Source organism: Curvibacter fontanus (genome assembly GCF_054780335.1).
This window is the reverse complement of record NZ_BAAGWN010000011.1, coordinates 218,934-233,956: the sequence shown is the minus strand read 5'-3', so window position 1 is coordinate 233,956 and position 15,023 is coordinate 218,934. Positions and strand designations below refer to the sequence as shown.

10 protein-coding genes and 1 pseudogene are annotated in these 15,023 nt (G+C 59.5%); 3 read left to right on the top strand and 8 right to left on the bottom strand.

Translation table 11 applies throughout. From position 1 onward, the window contains the following. Positions 1 to 29 precede the first annotated feature (29 nt). The 5 genes and pseudogenes from ACYVH8_RS07200 to ACYVH8_RS07180 form a co-directional block, all read right to left on the bottom strand. On the bottom strand, positions 30 to 1,601 hold the full coding sequence (locus tag ACYVH8_RS07200; protein ID WP_322277000.1) for a carbamoyltransferase C-terminal domain-containing protein: 1,572 nt from the start codon (positions 1,599 to 1,601) through the stop codon (positions 30 to 32). 220 nt (positions 1,602 to 1,821) lie between these two features. Next, positions 1,822 to 2,007: pseudogene (locus ACYVH8_RS07195) on the bottom strand (integrase core domain-containing protein); the annotation flags it as partial. 9 nt (positions 2,008 to 2,016) lie between these two features. Beyond that, entirely contained in the window at positions 2,017 to 2,784 is a 768-nt protein-coding gene (locus tag ACYVH8_RS07190) for a hypothetical protein (RefSeq protein WP_322276997.1), read from the bottom strand. After that, positions 2,781 to 5,492, bottom strand: a complete 2,712-nt coding sequence (locus ACYVH8_RS07185; RefSeq protein WP_460488197.1) for a tyrosine-type recombinase/integrase — start codon at positions 5,490 to 5,492, stop codon at positions 2,781 to 2,783. Before ACYVH8_RS07185 ends, ACYVH8_RS07190 begins: the two co-directional genes overlap by 4 nt. A gap of 3 nt (positions 5,493 to 5,495) precedes the next feature. Next, entirely contained in the window at positions 5,496 to 7,568 is a 2,073-nt protein-coding gene (locus ACYVH8_RS07180) for a hypothetical protein (RefSeq protein ID WP_460488196.1), read from the bottom strand. An 822-nt stretch (positions 7,569 to 8,390) separates the two neighbouring features. Between ACYVH8_RS07180 and ACYVH8_RS07175 the strand changes: the two genes are divergently transcribed. Both ACYVH8_RS07175 and ACYVH8_RS07170 read left to right on the top strand, forming a co-directional pair. Continuing rightward, on the top strand, positions 8,391 to 9,518 hold the full coding sequence (locus ACYVH8_RS07175) for an ABC transporter substrate-binding protein (protein WP_460488195.1): 1,128 nt from the start codon (positions 8,391 to 8,393) through the stop codon (positions 9,516 to 9,518). A gap of 59 nt (positions 9,519 to 9,577) precedes the next feature. Beyond that, positions 9,578 to 10,771: a M20 aminoacylase family protein gene (locus tag ACYVH8_RS07170; RefSeq protein WP_460488194.1), complete on the top strand. Its 1,194-nt coding sequence runs from the start codon at positions 9,578 to 9,580 to the stop codon at positions 10,769 to 10,771. A 10-nt stretch (positions 10,772 to 10,781) separates the two neighbouring features. On the opposite strand, the gene ACYVH8_RS07165 is transcribed toward ACYVH8_RS07170, so the two are convergent. The 3 genes from ACYVH8_RS07165 to ACYVH8_RS07155 form a co-directional block, all read right to left on the bottom strand. Beyond that, positions 10,782 to 11,558 (bottom strand): type III pantothenate kinase, encoded by a 777-nt coding sequence (locus ACYVH8_RS07165; protein ID WP_460488193.1) that lies wholly within the window; start codon positions 11,556 to 11,558, stop codon positions 10,782 to 10,784. Positions 11,559 to 11,606: 48 nt separating this feature from the next. Next, positions 11,607 to 12,731, bottom strand: coding sequence for an MBL fold metallo-hydrolase (locus ACYVH8_RS07160; protein ID WP_460488192.1), 1,125 nt, complete (start codon positions 12,729 to 12,731; stop codon positions 11,607 to 11,609). A gap of 108 nt (positions 12,732 to 12,839) precedes the next feature. Then, positions 12,840 to 13,625 (bottom strand): fumarylacetoacetate hydrolase family protein, encoded by a 786-nt coding sequence (locus tag ACYVH8_RS07155; protein ID WP_460488191.1) that lies wholly within the window; start codon positions 13,623 to 13,625, stop codon positions 12,840 to 12,842. A gap of 226 nt (positions 13,626 to 13,851) precedes the next feature. On the opposite strand from ACYVH8_RS07155, the gene ACYVH8_RS07150 reads away from it, so the two are divergent. Continuing rightward, positions 13,852 to 14,970, top strand: coding sequence for a TRAP transporter substrate-binding protein (locus ACYVH8_RS07150; protein WP_460488190.1), 1,119 nt, complete (start codon positions 13,852 to 13,854; stop codon positions 14,968 to 14,970). Positions 14,971 to 15,023: the final 53 nt, after the last annotated feature.

Here is a 15,023-nt window from a genome sequence, read left to right as displayed (position 1 = left end):
ATTGGGTTGGGGGTAGGGCGGTGTCCCTTTCAACGATCCCTAAAAACACAGAATTTATTGTTGTAAACAAAACTTTCGATACCGGTCGTTTTGCAGTACTGATAAAGATCGCTGGTGCGGTTGATAAAGCCTGCTCCGGTGAAATTCAGAGAAGTGTTGCAAAGCACCCCGACTCCGGACAAACTTCGGAACGCTCTGAGCAGTTTGTGAATCGCCGGATTTTGGGCGGCGTTGACTGTTTGCGCACGGGCAGTGCCATCCACGTGCGTGATGGCCCGCAAATTTGTATTCTTGACTTTCTGAAAGTACAGCATATGCGGAGATGGCCCCTGCCAATCAAAATGGCGGCTCACCTCTTCCTCCATACAAATCGGCGCAACCGGACGAAATTCTTCACGTTTCTTAATGTGGTTTAGACGGTTACGCATTCCGTCGGTAAACGGTGCAGCCAAAATTGAACGGTTCCCCAGCGCACGAGGGCCGATTTCGCAACGACCATGGGTCCATGCAACGATTTTTTCTTGTGCTAGGAACTGAGCTACTCGATGTGCTTCTAGCGGGAAGGTGTTGACGTCAGGCATGTCGGGTGAATCATCCTCAAATGCCTTGTCGCTGTAAACGTCCCACTCGACCTTTGCTTTGCCAGTAAACTCCCGCATAGCGTCTATGCCAGTACCGATTGAGGAACCAGTATCGTTAGTACACGGGGGTACAAACACGTCCTCAAATAAACCGCTATTTCGCCACATGGTGTTCCAGTCGCAGTTGAGGCCGCAGCCACCCGAGATAAGCAATGGATAGCCAGCGGTGAGGTTTTTCTGGGCGTACTGGTAGAAGCGGTTAAATATCTCATCCGAGTAACGTTTGGCCAAACGCGTGAAGTCTGGGTGTTTTAGGCCGATGTTGTAAAACTTAGACCAATGCATGTCGTCCTTGGCAAGTGTGGCAAGAATGCTGTCGTGCTTTAATAGAAAGTCGGTGACTTCTTGTTCTTCGTGGGTCATCTCACCAGATTCGCCGTAGGCGCACAAGGCCATAAGTTTGCCTGGATCTTCGTTTCGCAGTTTGCCTTTTTGCAAGGTGAAGGTCGGATCGGCCAGCGCGTAAAGGAATGAGTACTTGTTTCCCGGCGTTGCCATTACACGACCGAGGTTTGTGACAAGCAGGCTCTCATCTACAAGATAAAAATCACCCAGGGCACCTTCCCATACCAACACGTAGCACGGCTTGCCTTGCTCAAAGGGCGAAAGGCCATAGCTGCACCAGATGTGCGAGCGTTCGTGGCTGCTAGTAAAGTATTTAACCTCAGCGCCAAACATTCGCGTTGCGTGATACTGAACGGCTGATCGGTTATGGCCATAGTATCCAGCGCCGATCGGCGCATTGACTGCCAACGATCCTTTGCTCCAGCCGCTCACCGCAAACACGTCTGGCATAACACTAAGTTGTTCAGCCGCACTAACGAACTGGGTTGGATTCAAAACTTCGAATCGCGGAAAACTATCCTTTTCGGCCTCGAACGACCATTCGAGTTTGCCAACTGTGCCGTCGATCAGCGCGATTGATCCGTCGTGCCCCGGTTTCATTGAAAATATTTTCATATTCTTTTCTTTGCGAGCTCAAGTCTGAAGTGCAACTTTGTGATTAAACCGGTTGGGTGAGTGAAATGCAGGGGCTATCTGAATTTTTGTGTTCGAGGCACGCAGGGAGACTTATCGTCCCGGAATTTCACAAGTTCAATGTGCTTAATCTGTCCAGTGACCCAGTCGATAGCCGGTTGAAGCGTCAACTGATCCTGCCCCCCGTGTTCCCGGACACGGTCTATTCGCAATATAGCGCGGGTTGCTCTATTGGTCCCTGACGCCGTTTTGCAGCTTGATGCTGCCTGAACTCCCTGGGTGATTTCATTTTCAAACTCGAATGCGGATGCACTTCATTGAAGTGCTCGAATGCCGCCGGCAATTGAGCCATGACCGTCTGGGCATCAGTCAGGCCCATGCGGCTGATGGTTCAACCTTATGGAGAATCGATCAACGTAACTCGGTATGGCATTCCGTCAGTCCAGCGATGTTCCGTCACGACCCGCAAGTCAATGTCTGTCAGAGAGTCCATGGCTTCTGCAATGGGTTCCGTTGTGGCAGCGTCGCCAGAATACCTATCCCGGTAAACGCGAATTTTTTCGAAGGCCTGGTATGCCGGAGAGATTTGATCATCGCCAAACAAATCTTCTTGCAGTTGCACATCAGCCCAGGTTCTGGAAATCGCCAGTACCCTGACCTTGACGGTCTGAGGCTTGCATAGTGGCAGGGTCTTGACCCGTGGGCCGGTGGCGAAAAGTTCTCCGTTTTGTCCACTGTGAATATGGAGTTGACCATTGCGCGCATGACGGCGTGCCCGATTCCGCAACTCAGCTATACGGGCATCGGAGGCTGGGTTGATCGCGCAGGAAAACGCCCAGGCATACGATTCGCGCAACCGAGCTTGGTCTTCTAGGATGCGCGCGATATCTTGATTGAACAGGTCATCGGAGCCGTCTTTCCGAACCGACAGACGCAGTGCGCGCTGGGGTGTCTCGAGTAGATGGGCGATCACCTGCATTGTGTTGTCGCCAGGCATGAATTCAAATCCCAGGGAACTGGCCATCAGGGAGCGCAGGGACGGCAGATCCGTGCACAACTCCTCCTTGAACTCGCGGGTCCTTGCTTCAAGAACGGCCTCCGTGAGGGCAACACCATTGGCCGCAAAATCCCGCCATGCAAAAGAATGGGTGCGTGTCTTCGTCATGTCATCGACTCCTTCAAGATCAGGTACGCATGAATGCAAACCATCCAGGCCTGCAAGCCCCCGATCTCATCGGCGGCGCCATCTTTGGTGGAACCGGAAGTGGCGTGTGTCTCGGCCGATGACCAAAGCAGGTAGGCGACGGGGCGATCATCGCGATTGCCCCGACGGTGAATCACCGGAGGGACATCAAATACCTGCGTGAACACCGAACGCAGGTCGAATTCCAAGGCGCTGGTCCGCGCAGAACCCTCACCCTTCTGCAGGCAAATGCGTAGCGAGGAAGACATGACACCCGCCTTGCGAAGCAGCTCCAGCAGATCACGCGCACGTGCCGCTGCAGCGAGAGAGAGGTAGATGCCGACGGCACATCGACGCCAGCTTTCGACCGCATGCTCGAGCATGCGGTCATCCGCGCTGCCTTGCAAATAATAGGCAATGGTTTGGTACTTGGGCTGCCACATCCGTTCGAGCCTGGCGCCGAGGCTGACAAGCAAGGCTGGCAGGCGCAATGCCTCGGCTTTGTTGCCACTGAATTTGCGCGGGAACTGCAGGCCCAGCCAACGGCGGAAATCTGATTCGAGCCGCTCTCGCCAGCGAGTGAGCACATCCGTCGGTAGCAGCATGCGCTGGGCGATGGCCGCGTCGGACGCTCCGTCGCGCATTTGCTCAATGGCCCAGACTACCGACCCGACCACCAGACCCTGTTGGGCCGCCTGACTTGCACGGGGTGCAGTCGGGGTGGTCCATTGAAATGGATCGGATGAAGTGGGCAACGTGGCCGGCAACTGAGTGTCTTCAAGCGTGCGCCAACACAAATGCGCGGCCGAAAGGCCGGTGCGTCGCACCCTTTGAGCAAGCGTGTTGGGCCTGATGCCGAGAATGTTCGCCCATTCCGTGGTTGTCAGTTGTGACTTTTCGCAGATGGTGTCATCAAGCCACTTGCGTAGGGGCTCCTCATAGAGGTGACTGTAGCTACGCAAGGTGGTTGCAGGGGAAGCATGCCCGGCCATCGCGGCAATCATCTCAAGCGGGCTGACGTCCGCCGTGGGACTGGATAACCAGCTGAGGTACACCGCATTGCTGATTGCTGTATGTCGCAGGGTGTGGAGTCGAATAGAGCGTTGTCCGGTCGCGCACTTCAAAAGAGCGTTCACATAGTTTTCGGAGGAGGACGGGCGATAGCGTTGTGCATCATCACCCGGGTCCCCAAACAGAAAGGCGCTGTCCGGTGCGCCCTCGGAGCGACGGAAATCAACCAGCTTCTGAACAACGGCCAACGCCACCGGTTCACGCAGGCTCAAACGCCTTTGGCTGTCGATGGACTTGAGGCGGCCACGGCGGGCATCGCGAGCGATTTCGATTTCGGCGCCTCGACCATCGTTGCCGGTGACAAACTTGACATTGCGGATGCGCAGCCTCATTAACTCCATGCGGCGCACCGGCGTGTTGCCGGCAATAGCCAGAATTGCCTGTGAATACAATCCCATGCGTGCATCGGCGCACTGGGAAGCGGTGCTCATGCACCACTGAATCTCATGTGGCCAGATCACATTGGCCTGAACACGGCTCTCAGTGCGGGCATTGCCAAGAAAGGATTGGGCCAATGGCTCCAGATCGAACCACTCGGTAAGGAATTGATGGAAGCTGGCCAATGCGGCGCTCATGACGGCACGGTTGGAGGGAGCCTCTTCAGCTACAAGGGTTGCATAGAGGGGCTGTAGCTGCTCTGTGCGCCAATTGAACGGGCTGTCCGGCAAATCACTGATCGCTCGGCCTAGCTTGAGCAGAGCACAAGCGATGTACCTGCTGACGGTACTGGCGGCAGGGTTGGGGGTTTGAGTGGTCCCGTTCTCGCAGATATGCGCCGCCCAGGCGACCAGCACGGCAGTCCTGGGGTCCGCGGACAACAGACGGGCGCCAAGACCGGTGAAGCCGTGGGCCCAACGGCGCTTGGTGAGGCCGTCGATTTCGTTTTGGCGTTCCTCGCGCATTATGTCGAGCGTCATGTTCAATACCGCCATGTTGATGGTGGAACCTGCGGCGTCCTCCGCCACATCTAGCAGACTGGATGTGGCACCACACTCGTAGACCGTGTCCACGCCATCGTCCGGGTCTTGATCCTTGATGGTCATGCCTGTTTGCTTGCGTGCCCATGCCTCTCGTGGAATGGCTGACAGGCAGAAGACACGACAGGCGTGCGCGACCAGGCTGGCAGGAAAATGTTGGTTACACCAGGATTCAAAGTCAAGGGTCAGCTCCTTGATGGGGTCAGACTTGTCTGCAAACACGTGGCTAGAACGAAGGATTTGAATCAGATCACTGCTCCATCTGCGTGTGGCAGCATCAAGACTTGAGACTGATCCTGACCAGGCCATGACGGTGAGCGGGCTGAGGTAACGTCGCTCGAGGTGCGGTGGATCAACGGCTTCCCATTCCAGGGCGGCACGCCCATCGATTGAATAGTGAGCCAAGGGTGAACTTTCGAGTTCCTTCAACGCCTTGGGATGCACGCCGTCCAGGCAGATTAGCCGCAGTGGCAACGTTCCTGGGGCATGGTGATCGCGGGTAATGGCGATCGCCTGAAGTTGCAAAAATCGCCTGACTCGTTTTTGGCTGTCTATAGAAACTGACCATGTGACCGCGCCATCGTCGGATCTGGAAAACAGAACACCGGGCGTGAGCTCAGGAGTCGATCGGGAAAAAGACATTCCTCACTCCTTCGACAGGCCAAACACCACGTCGCCGAAAACGGAAGTTGCCACTGCATCCATCGCTTTCGCGGTCCGGCTGCTCCAGGTGTCGAGGCAGGAGTTGCTGAATGCACTGAGACGATATTGGCCGCGAATGGAATGGCGCAGAACCGCGTCGATGTGGCTGGATGGCAGTCCTGCGTGCCGGAGGAAGTTTTCCATGACTTTGCGGCCGCAGTCCGGGGCCAGTTCATAGTCACTGTCAAATGACCGTATGAAGTCATGCGTGGCGACGGGGACGACCTTGCAGGTATCAGTCGCAAGACAAAGCAGACGAATATTCGAACTATTGGCGACGCTGTTGCACCAGCGGGCAAAGTCGGACGATGGCGTGTGTTGTCGGGACAGGCGCGTGAGCATGATCCTGCAATGGGCGCGCACCCCTCTGATCGTTAGCGTGGCGAATTTGCACAGGGGTACCGGCTGTAGACCCTGATCATTGGGAGTCACCTTGTCGTGCAGTGCCAGCCATGCGTCGTTGTTTTCATCGATATCAGCCGGCAAATCGACAGTGGCTGTTTCGCGCAAGGCGAGTAGCACCGACAGTCGCCATGCTGACAGCCTGATAAAGCTGTTGTGAAACGTCAGAAGGCGATGAAGTCCTGCATGGTTTCCTGGGCTGTATTGGTTTGTCAGATCGACGAGGTGCCGGTCGTGCCGTTGCAAGGCTTCATGCGTCGGTACTGCACGGCATCCAAAGCCAATAGAGCCGATCGGGATTGATGCCGGTTCACTCCATTCGGTCATGGCGTAGAGGCGGCTCATGGCTTGGTGGATTTCTGCGGCACTCAGGCTGGCATAGTGGAGCTTGCTGCGAGGGATGTGACTCAGGTCGCAGTTTGTGATGAAGCTGCTCAAGCAATCTACGCCCAACTGTCGCAGTGCGCGCCCCGTGCTGTAACGCAGCCTTGACCATGATGGTGCAATGTCATCAGGACATGGGTACACCCGGGCGGAACTATTAGGAGGGGCATGTTCTGGATAGAGGTCCTGCAGTTTTTTCGCGGCTGGGTAACGATCAAAACGTGATTTCAAATTTCTGACCAGCTTCAAGGGAAGAGGGCGGACGAGCATGTACGACGAGGGCATGCTGCCCGGCAGGGCTTGAGACGGTTCATTGATGACCATTCCAAAGTCGATTTTGATGGTGCCTTCATTGATGGCAACTCCTGCAACCCATGCGCCGTCGATCAGCGAATCGAGAAGCTCAATTTCAGCTGCTACACCTATGGAGAACCCCGTGATCGCCACCAGTACACCCAGCGCCCCACTCAATGAATCGGCGTCGAGTTCGCGCGCAATCACGGAATATGCGCGTGTCGTCTGTTCGTTGCTGAGGTTGCGGTGTTTTGTCGCTCCTGCTCGATGGGCGGATGAAGCCGAAAAAACATTGCTCATCAGCTCCCCGACAACGCGACCTCGAATTGATGGCGGGGGTGGTGGGGCGCTGGAGAAATGACGTACGACATCGCGCCAGGCCTTGTGCAGGCTGTGCAACCAGGGGGCATCCACGGTTTCATCGGGTGCCATGCCTCCAAGAAGAATTTCGATACTGCTTGACGGTACATCATCTTCTCCGAGCATCGTGCTTAAGTGCCTTGATGCACTCAACGGAACTGGCTTCATGCGTTGCAGCGCCAACAATGTTTGAAGACCCACATAGATTTGTGCGAGGTTGTTTTTCTGTAAGCGTGAGTCGGCCAGAAGACACCACAATGGGTGCTTGTGCTTGAGACCTTTCAGCGCGCTTGGAGCATCTAGCTGATCATCTTGCTGAGTGCTGAGGACTCCGTCTAGGAGATCACTGAATTTGTATTTGACGTCATCAGCGTGATGATTAGCTGAAGGAAGACACTCAAGTAGGCGCATGACGGACTTGGTTGCTGCGCTGACGACGGTTAGAAAAGCGGGGGCGCCGCGTGGTGCGTCAAATAATTTCAAAATCCTTTCGATGAATTGGTTGTTGGTGCATTGATCTTCTTTTAATAAATGAGTACTGTCTGTGATGTCGGTAAGTAGTCGCGTTTGATTCATGGGTCTTCCTTTGAATGAGGTGCGCCAATAGCGTAGAGAGCGATGACCGGGTTGGATTTGGCGGATGAGATCCGACCGAATGACCGGGCAAGAACGGCGAGGAAAAGGGAATGGTTGAGCCCGGATCACGCCCAACGGGCTGATCCAGGACTCCTCGTCACAACAACGGAAATGGCGCTCATTACGACTGACGGGAGAATTCCGTCGGCCATCTTTTGAGTGCGGCTATCGCTGACGCAGAAAGTCAGCAGCAGCGTTGATTGGCGGTGCCATGCGTACCCGCCATCTCTAAGGATGGCCAGATCCGCTATATATAAGGCGCCGATGTGGCGGCGCGATGAGCCGAGAAGTTCGACCCAACGGTTTTAGCTTATCGCAAAAAATTGCCATATGCAAACGATCCGGCAAGTGACGCAAATCGGCAAACGAAAGTTTGCAAATTCCACGCCGCTGTCAGTACCCAATGGTCAACTTTCGCGTATATTCTCTATGCCATCTGAAAAAGTTTTGGGAGTGGCAGGATGACGCGGCAGTGACACTCGTCATCTTGTGGGTTAGATCGGCGTCATCTCTAGCGTGGTCTAAGTGATTGATTTAATTGACTTGCGCCAATTAAGATCGTTGCATGGCGCATATAGTCGCTAGGTCTACACAGTGATAGTAGAGCGCTCATAACCCAGGTCGGAGGTTCAAATCCTCCTCGCGCAACCAAACAAGAAAAGCCCTCTTACGAGGGCTTTTCCAATTCCGGGCACTCTAGCAGGCAGTGCCATGGTCGCTGGGCCATGGTCATGCGCAGTGGTCCGCATTTGAGAGTTCACCATGACGACACGTCGCCAATTCGGCCTGGCCGCAGCATCGCTGCTGGCCGCCCCCGCCCTGCTCAAGGCCCAGGGCAGCAGCAAGATCATTCTGGGTCAGTCGGCCGCCTTCACCGGTCCGGCCGCCGAACTGGGCATTCAGTTCCATCAAGGCGCCAAGCTCTGGTTAGACCAGGTCAATGCCCAGGGCGGCATCGCCGGCAAGACCATCGAGATCAAGACCCTGGATGACGGCTACGAGCCGGACCGCTGCGCGGCCAATACCCAGAAGCTGATCGGCGAGGACGTGTTCGCGCTGTTCGGTTATATCGGCACCCCGACCAGCCTGGCCGCGCTGCCGCTGCTGACCAAGGCGCAGGTGCCTTTCATCGCGCCCTTCACGGGCGCCATGGGCTTGCGCGAGCCCTTCAACAAGCAGGTCTTCCACCTGCGCGCTTCCTACAACGACGAGACCGCGCTGATCGTCAAGCAGCTCACCAATCTGGGGCTCAGGAAGATCGCGGTCTTCTACCAGAACGACGCCTACGGCAAGGCCGGGCTCGATGGCGTGACGCTGGCGCTGGGGCAGCAAGGACTCAAGCCGGTGGCACAGGCCACGGTGGAGCGCAATTCCGTCAACGTGGCCGCCGCTGCCAAGGCGCTGACCGCCGCCGCTCCCGACGCGGTGGTGCAGATCAGCGCCTACAAGTCCTGCGCGGCCTTCATCCGCGAGGCGCGCAAGGCCGGCTACGGCGGGACTTTCTACAACGTGTCCTTTGTCGGCACGCAGGCCCTGGTCGATGAGCTCGGCAAGGATGGCGCGGGCGTGGTGGTGTCCCAGGTGGTGCCCTCTCCTTACAGCGCCTCGCGTCCGATCGCGCGCGAACTGGCCGAAGTCGTCAGGAAGGCCGGTGGCAATGCGCAGGCCAACTTCTCCAGCATGGAAGGCTATCTGGCGGCCAAGATCGTGACCGAAGGCCTCAGGCGTGCCGGCGCGCGGCTGAGCCGCGAAGGGCTGATCCAGGGCATCGAAGCCATCGGGACCCAGAGCCTGGGCGGCTTCCAGGTGAACTTCTCGGCCTCTGACCACGTGGGCTCGGGTTTTGTCGAGCTGTCCATGCTGACCGGCGACGGGCGAGTGCGCACCTGAAGCGGGCCGGGGATATCCCCGGCTGACAGAAGGGCGGTTGAAGGAATAGACTCTCACCCATGAAGGTCATCGATTCCATCGTCGCCCAGGCCGCCGGCATGGCGGCCATCCGGCGTGACATCCACGCCCACCCCGAACTGAGCTTCCAGGAACGGCGCACGGCCGATCTGGTCGCGGCCCGTCTGACCGAATGGGGCATCCCCGTGCACCGCGGTCTGGGGGGCACCGGCGTGGTCGGCATCATCCAGCAGGGCGCCTCGAAACGCGCCATCGGCCTGCGCGCCGACATGGACGCCCTGCCCCTGCAGGAGGGCAACACCTTTGCCCATGCCAGCCGCCACGACGGCAAGATGCACGCCTGCGGGCACGACGGCCATACCGCCATGCTGCTGGCGGCAGCACAGCACCTGGCCAGGCAGCGCAGCTTCGACGGCACCGTCTACCTGATCTTCCAGCCTGCCGAAGAAGGCGGCGCGGGCGCCAACGAGATGATCAAGGACGGACTGTTCGAAAAATTCCCCATGCAAGCCGTGTTCGGCATGCACAACTGGCCGGGCATGCGCGCTGGTACTTTTGCACTGAGCCCGGGGCCGGTGATGGCGTCGAGCAACGAATTCAAGATCACCATCCACGGCAAGGGCGGGCACGCGGCCATGCCGCACAACGCGGTGGATCCGGTGCTGGTGGCCAGTCAGATGGTGCAGGCCTTCCAGACCATCGTCAGCCGCAACATCAAGCCCGTCGACGCCGGTGTCATCTCCGTCACGATGATCCACGCGGGCTACGCCACCAACGTCATCGCCGACAGCTGCGAACTGCAGGGCACGGTGCGCACTTTCACGCTGGAGGTGCTGGACCAGATCGAGGCGCGCATGCGCGAGGTGGCGCAACACACCTGCGCGGCCTTTGGCGCCCGCTGTGACTTCGAGTTCGATCGCAACTACCCGCCCACCATCAATGCCGAGCAGGAAGTGGCCTTCGCCCGCGGCGTGATGGCCGGCATCGTCGGCGAGGCCAACGTGCTCAAGCAGGAGCCCACGATGGGCGCGGAAGACTTTGCTTATATGCTGCTGGCCAAACCCGGCGCTTATGCCTTCATCGGCAACGGCGATGGTGTGCACCGCGAAATGGGCCATGGCGGCGGCCCCTGCACCCTGCACAACCCGAGCTACGACTTCAATGACGAGCTCATCCCCCTGGGCGCCAGCTATTGGGTCAAACTGGCAGAGGCCTGGCTGGCGCCCGGCCGCTGAAGCGACTTCTTCAGCGCGGCGCTCCCAGGCCGCGGTGCGCGGCGATCTGCAGCAGGCCGTCGAAAATCAGCGTATCGACCAGCTCGAAGCGCGTGGCCAGGCTGGGGGCCATCTTCCAGCCGGCCCCGCCGGCCATGACACACCAGGGCTCGGCGTTGCAATGTTGGCGCACGTGCTCCACCATGCGCTCCATCGCGCCCGCAATGGCGTAGGTGCCGCCGCTGGTCAGGGCGTCGCTGGTATTGGTCGGGAAGGGGCGCACTTCGCCCGTGGGCACGTGCAGTCCGGCCGTGCCGGACTCCAATGCGCGCAGCATGATGCCGTGGCCCGGCAGAATGTAGCCGCCCAGGAACTTGCCACCAGGATCGATGGCCTCCACCGTGACCGCCGTACCCACCATGGCCACGACGATGGGGCGCTTCGGACCCATGGACAGCATGTGATGCCAGGCGCCGATCATGGCCACCCAGCGGTCCGGGCCCAGGCGGGCCGGATGGTCGTAGCCATTGCCCAGTCCGGCTTCCTGGCTGCTTGCGATGACCCAGTGTGGGGAGACGTCCCACTGCTCCATCTGCGCTTCGATGCGGTGTTTGACGGCGTCGCTGGCGACCACACAGCCCAGCATGCAGCTGGGCGCCGGCAAGCCGGCCCAGGCGGTCTCGGCTAGGCGGTCGATGTGATCAAGGAATTCAGCGCCCTGGGCCAGCACCCGGGCGCCGGGCTGGGGCGCTTCGTACAAGGCCCATTTGAGGCGGGTGTTGCCAACGTCAATGGCGAGAAAAGACATGTTTTGGATTCAGTTGGCGACAGCCGGCATCATAAAGGAGGATGATGCTCAGCCTTGTCGCCAGGGCAGGCCGCGCAAACGCCAGCCACCGCGGTGGCCGCGCTGGGCCTGCTCGTCCGGATCACCCTCGAAACCCTCCAGGATGTTGTAGGCCTCCAGGCCGAGTTCGGTGGCGCGGCGCGCGGCGGCGATGGAGCGCACCCCGCTGCGGCACAGCAGCACGACTTTCTTGCCGGGTGAGGCAGCGGCCAGCAGGCCGGCGTCGAAGTTGGCGTTGGGCTGCATGCCGGGCCATTGTTTCCAGGCCAGGCCGAGGGCCCCGGGCACGAAACCCACCCATTCGCGCTCGGCGTCGCTGCGCACGTCGACCAGCAGGGCTTGGCCGGTCTGCACCCACGCCCAGGCGAGTTCGGGGCTCACGTTGCCGGCATAACCCGGCGCCGGCGCCACGGCCATCAGCGCGGCGCCATCGGCATCGTGGCGCAGGCCGGACTGCAGGTTGGCGGGGACCGCCTCGTCGATGCGCCGCGGCTTGGGCAGCTTCAGGCCTTCCATGATGGCCTTGAATTCGGCCAGGGACTTGCCCGCCACACGGGCGTTGCCGTGTTTTTCAGCCCCGATGGTGCTGTGCTGGCGCCCCTGGTAGTCATGGCCCGGCCAGACCACTGTGTCTTCCGGCAGGGTGAAGAGCACGCGGGTGAGGCTGTTGTACAGCGCATCGGCGCTGCCGGACTGGAAGTCGGTGCGCCCGCAGCCATTGATGAGCAGAGTGTCGCCGGTGAAAACGTGGCGCTGGCCACCGTTTTCCCAGAGGTAGCACATGCTGCCCGCAGTGTGGCCCGGCGTGTGCAGGGCACGGATGCGTTCACGGCCGAAGGCGAGTTCGGCGCCGTCCTGCAACTGCAGGGTCGCGGTGCGGATGCCGCAGGCTTCGGGCGCGGCCGTCCGGGCGCCGGTGTGTTCCACCAGCAGGCCGGCGCTGGTGACGTGGTCGGCATGGGCGTGGGTTTCCACCACCAGCGTGAGTTTGAGGCCGTACTCGCGCAGCACGCCGAGGTCGCGTTCCAGCTGTTCGTCCACCGGGTCGATGATGAGCGCCTCGCGGCTGTCGGCGTCGAAGAGCAGGTAGGTGTAAGTGCTGGAGGCGGGATCGAAGAGCTGGATCGGGTTCATGGCATGGGGCGTCCGGGTGGATGCAGGAAGAGCCCCAAGGATACGCAAAAAAAGCGAAGGCCGCGCCACCGGGATGACGCGGCCCTCGCTGCCTCGCGGCGGGTCGGATCAGACGATCCTGACGCTCAGATTGGGCAGGCCGTCGATGTGCATCTCGATCAGGTCGCCCTTGACCACGGGGCCCACGTTCTCGGGCGTGCCCGAGTAGATGATGTCACCGGGGAAGAGCTCGTTGGCTTCGGACAGCTTGCTGACCTGCTCGGCGACCGACCAGATCATCTGGTTCAGGTTGGCGTTCTGCTTGACCTGGCCGTTGACCTTGAGCCAGATGTTGCCCTGGGAGAAATGCTGAACCTGGCCGAGCTTGTGCACGGCGCCGATAGGCGCCGACTTGTCGAAGCTCTTGCCGATTTCCCAGGGCTTCTTCTGGTCGCCCATGGCGCGTTGCAGATCGCGCCGTGTCATGTCCAGGCCCAGGGTGTAGCCGTAGACCAGATCGAGTGCTTTTTCCATCGGGATATTGCGCCCGCCCTTGCCCAGACAGGCCACCAGCTCGGCCTCGTAGTGGTAGTTCCTGGTCAGCGTGGGGTAGGGGTGGTCGGCCACGGCGCCGGCGGCCACGTACTGGATGGCATCGGTCGGTTTCTGGAAAAAGAAGGGCGGCTCGCGGTCCGGATTGGAACCCATTTCAATCGCATGAGCCCGGTAGTTGCGGCCGATGCAGTAGATGCGACGCACCGGGAACATCTCGTCGGAACCGATGATGGGAATGTAGGTGTCGGCCACATCGAAGGGGCTCTTGGGCTTGTTCTGGGCCACGCCGGGCAGGGCGCAGCCGGCCAGTGCGCCGGTGGTGACGAGCGCGGTGTTCTGGAAAAAATGACGGCGGTCCATGGAGGTCTCCTCAGCTGGTTTCATGGTGTGCAGACGCATTCAAGGTTGTACCAGCGTGTAAGCGACTTGTGGGTGCTGATTCGTGAAAACTGTTTCACACGGAGACAATAGATACTGGTGAAAACCCTAGACGTGCGTATGCCCACGGAGGCGCAGAATCTGAGCCCGATGGTAAGCGAACGCATCGTCCTGACCACTACTGTCTTGTCCACTACCGGAGACTACCTTGACCGATAACAAAACCCCCAATCGCCGCAGCCTGCTCAAGGGCGTTGCCGTCGCCGCTGGCGCGATGGCCGCCCCGATGGTCGCGACCGCGCAGACCGCCACTTCCTTGCGCTTCCAGAGCACCTGGCCTGCCAAGGACATCTTCCACGAGTACGCCAATGACTTCGCCAAGAAGGTCAACGACATGGCCAGCGGCAAGCTCAAGATCGAAGTGCTGCCTGCCGGCTCCGTTGTGCCGCCCTTCCAGCTGCTCGAAGCCGTGAACAAGGGCACGCTGGACGGCGGCCACGGCGTGGTGGCCTACCACTACGGCAAACAGTCCGCGCTGGCCCTGTGGGGTTCCGGCCCGGCTTTCGGCATGGACCCGAACATGGTCCTGGCCTGGCACAACTACGGCGGCGGCAAGGCCCTGCTGGACGAGATCTACAAATCCATCAACATGGACGTGGTCTCCTACCTCTACGGCCCCATGCCCACCCAGCCCTTCGGCTGGTTCAAGAAGCCGATCTCCAAGGTCGAGCAGATGAAGGGTGTGAAGTTCCGCACCGTGGGCCTGGCCGTGGACATGTACACCGACATGGGCGCTGCCGTGAACCCGCTGCCCGGCGGTGAAATCGTGCCGGCGCTGGACCGCGGCCTGATCGACGGGGCCGAGTTCAACAACGCCACTTCCGACCGCATCCTGGGCTTCCCCGATGTGACGAAGAACTGCATGCTGCAGAGCTTCCACCAGTCCGGCGAACAGTTCGAGATCCTGTTCAACAAGACCAAGCTCTCGGCCCTGCCGGCCGAGCTGCGTTCCATCATCGACTACGCCGTGCAGGCGGCCAGCGCCGACATGAGCTGGAAGGCCATCGACCGCAACTCGCAAGACTACATCGAACTGAAGAAGCAGGGCATCAAGTTCTACAAGACGCCCGACGCCATCCTGCGCACCCAGCTGGCTTCGTGGGACAAGATCATCGCCAAGAAGGGCGGCGAGAACCCGCTGTTCAAGAAGGTGATCGAATCGCAGAAGGCCTATGCCGCGCGAACCACCGAATGGCAGAACTCCTACATGGTCGATTTCAAGATGGCCTCCAACCATTACTTCGGCAAGGGCGCCAAGAAGGCCTGATACGAAGTCGGTAGCCTGACGACCATGCCAGCCATCTGGGCTCCCGGATGGCT

Excerpts from the sequence above, each read along its gene's own strand:
- ACYVH8_RS07200 (WP_322277000.1), bottom strand. The coding sequence starts at position 1,601 with ATGAAAATATTTTCAATGAAACCGGGGCACGACGGATCAATCGCGCTG.
- ACYVH8_RS07190 (WP_322276997.1), bottom strand. The coding sequence starts at position 2,784 with ATGACGAAGACACGCACCCATTCTTTTGCATGGCGGGATTTTGCGGCC.
- ACYVH8_RS07185 (WP_460488197.1), bottom strand. The coding sequence starts at position 5,492 with ATGTCTTTTTCCCGATCGACTCCTGAGCTCACGCCCGGTGTTCTGTTT.
- ACYVH8_RS07180 (WP_460488196.1), bottom strand. The coding sequence starts at position 7,568 with ATGAATCAAACGCGACTACTTACCGACATCACAGACAGTACTCATTTA.
- ACYVH8_RS07175 (WP_460488195.1), top strand. The coding sequence starts at position 8,391 with ATGACGACACGTCGCCAATTCGGCCTGGCCGCAGCATCGCTGCTGGCC.
- ACYVH8_RS07170 (WP_460488194.1), top strand. The coding sequence starts at position 9,578 with ATGAAGGTCATCGATTCCATCGTCGCCCAGGCCGCCGGCATGGCGGCC.
- ACYVH8_RS07165 (WP_460488193.1), bottom strand. The coding sequence starts at position 11,558 with ATGTCTTTTCTCGCCATTGACGTTGGCAACACCCGCCTCAAATGGGCC.
- ACYVH8_RS07160 (WP_460488192.1), bottom strand. The coding sequence starts at position 12,731 with ATGAACCCGATCCAGCTCTTCGATCCCGCCTCCAGCACTTACACCTAC.
- ACYVH8_RS07155 (WP_460488191.1), bottom strand. The coding sequence starts at position 13,625 with ATGGACCGCCGTCATTTTTTCCAGAACACCGCGCTCGTCACCACCGGC.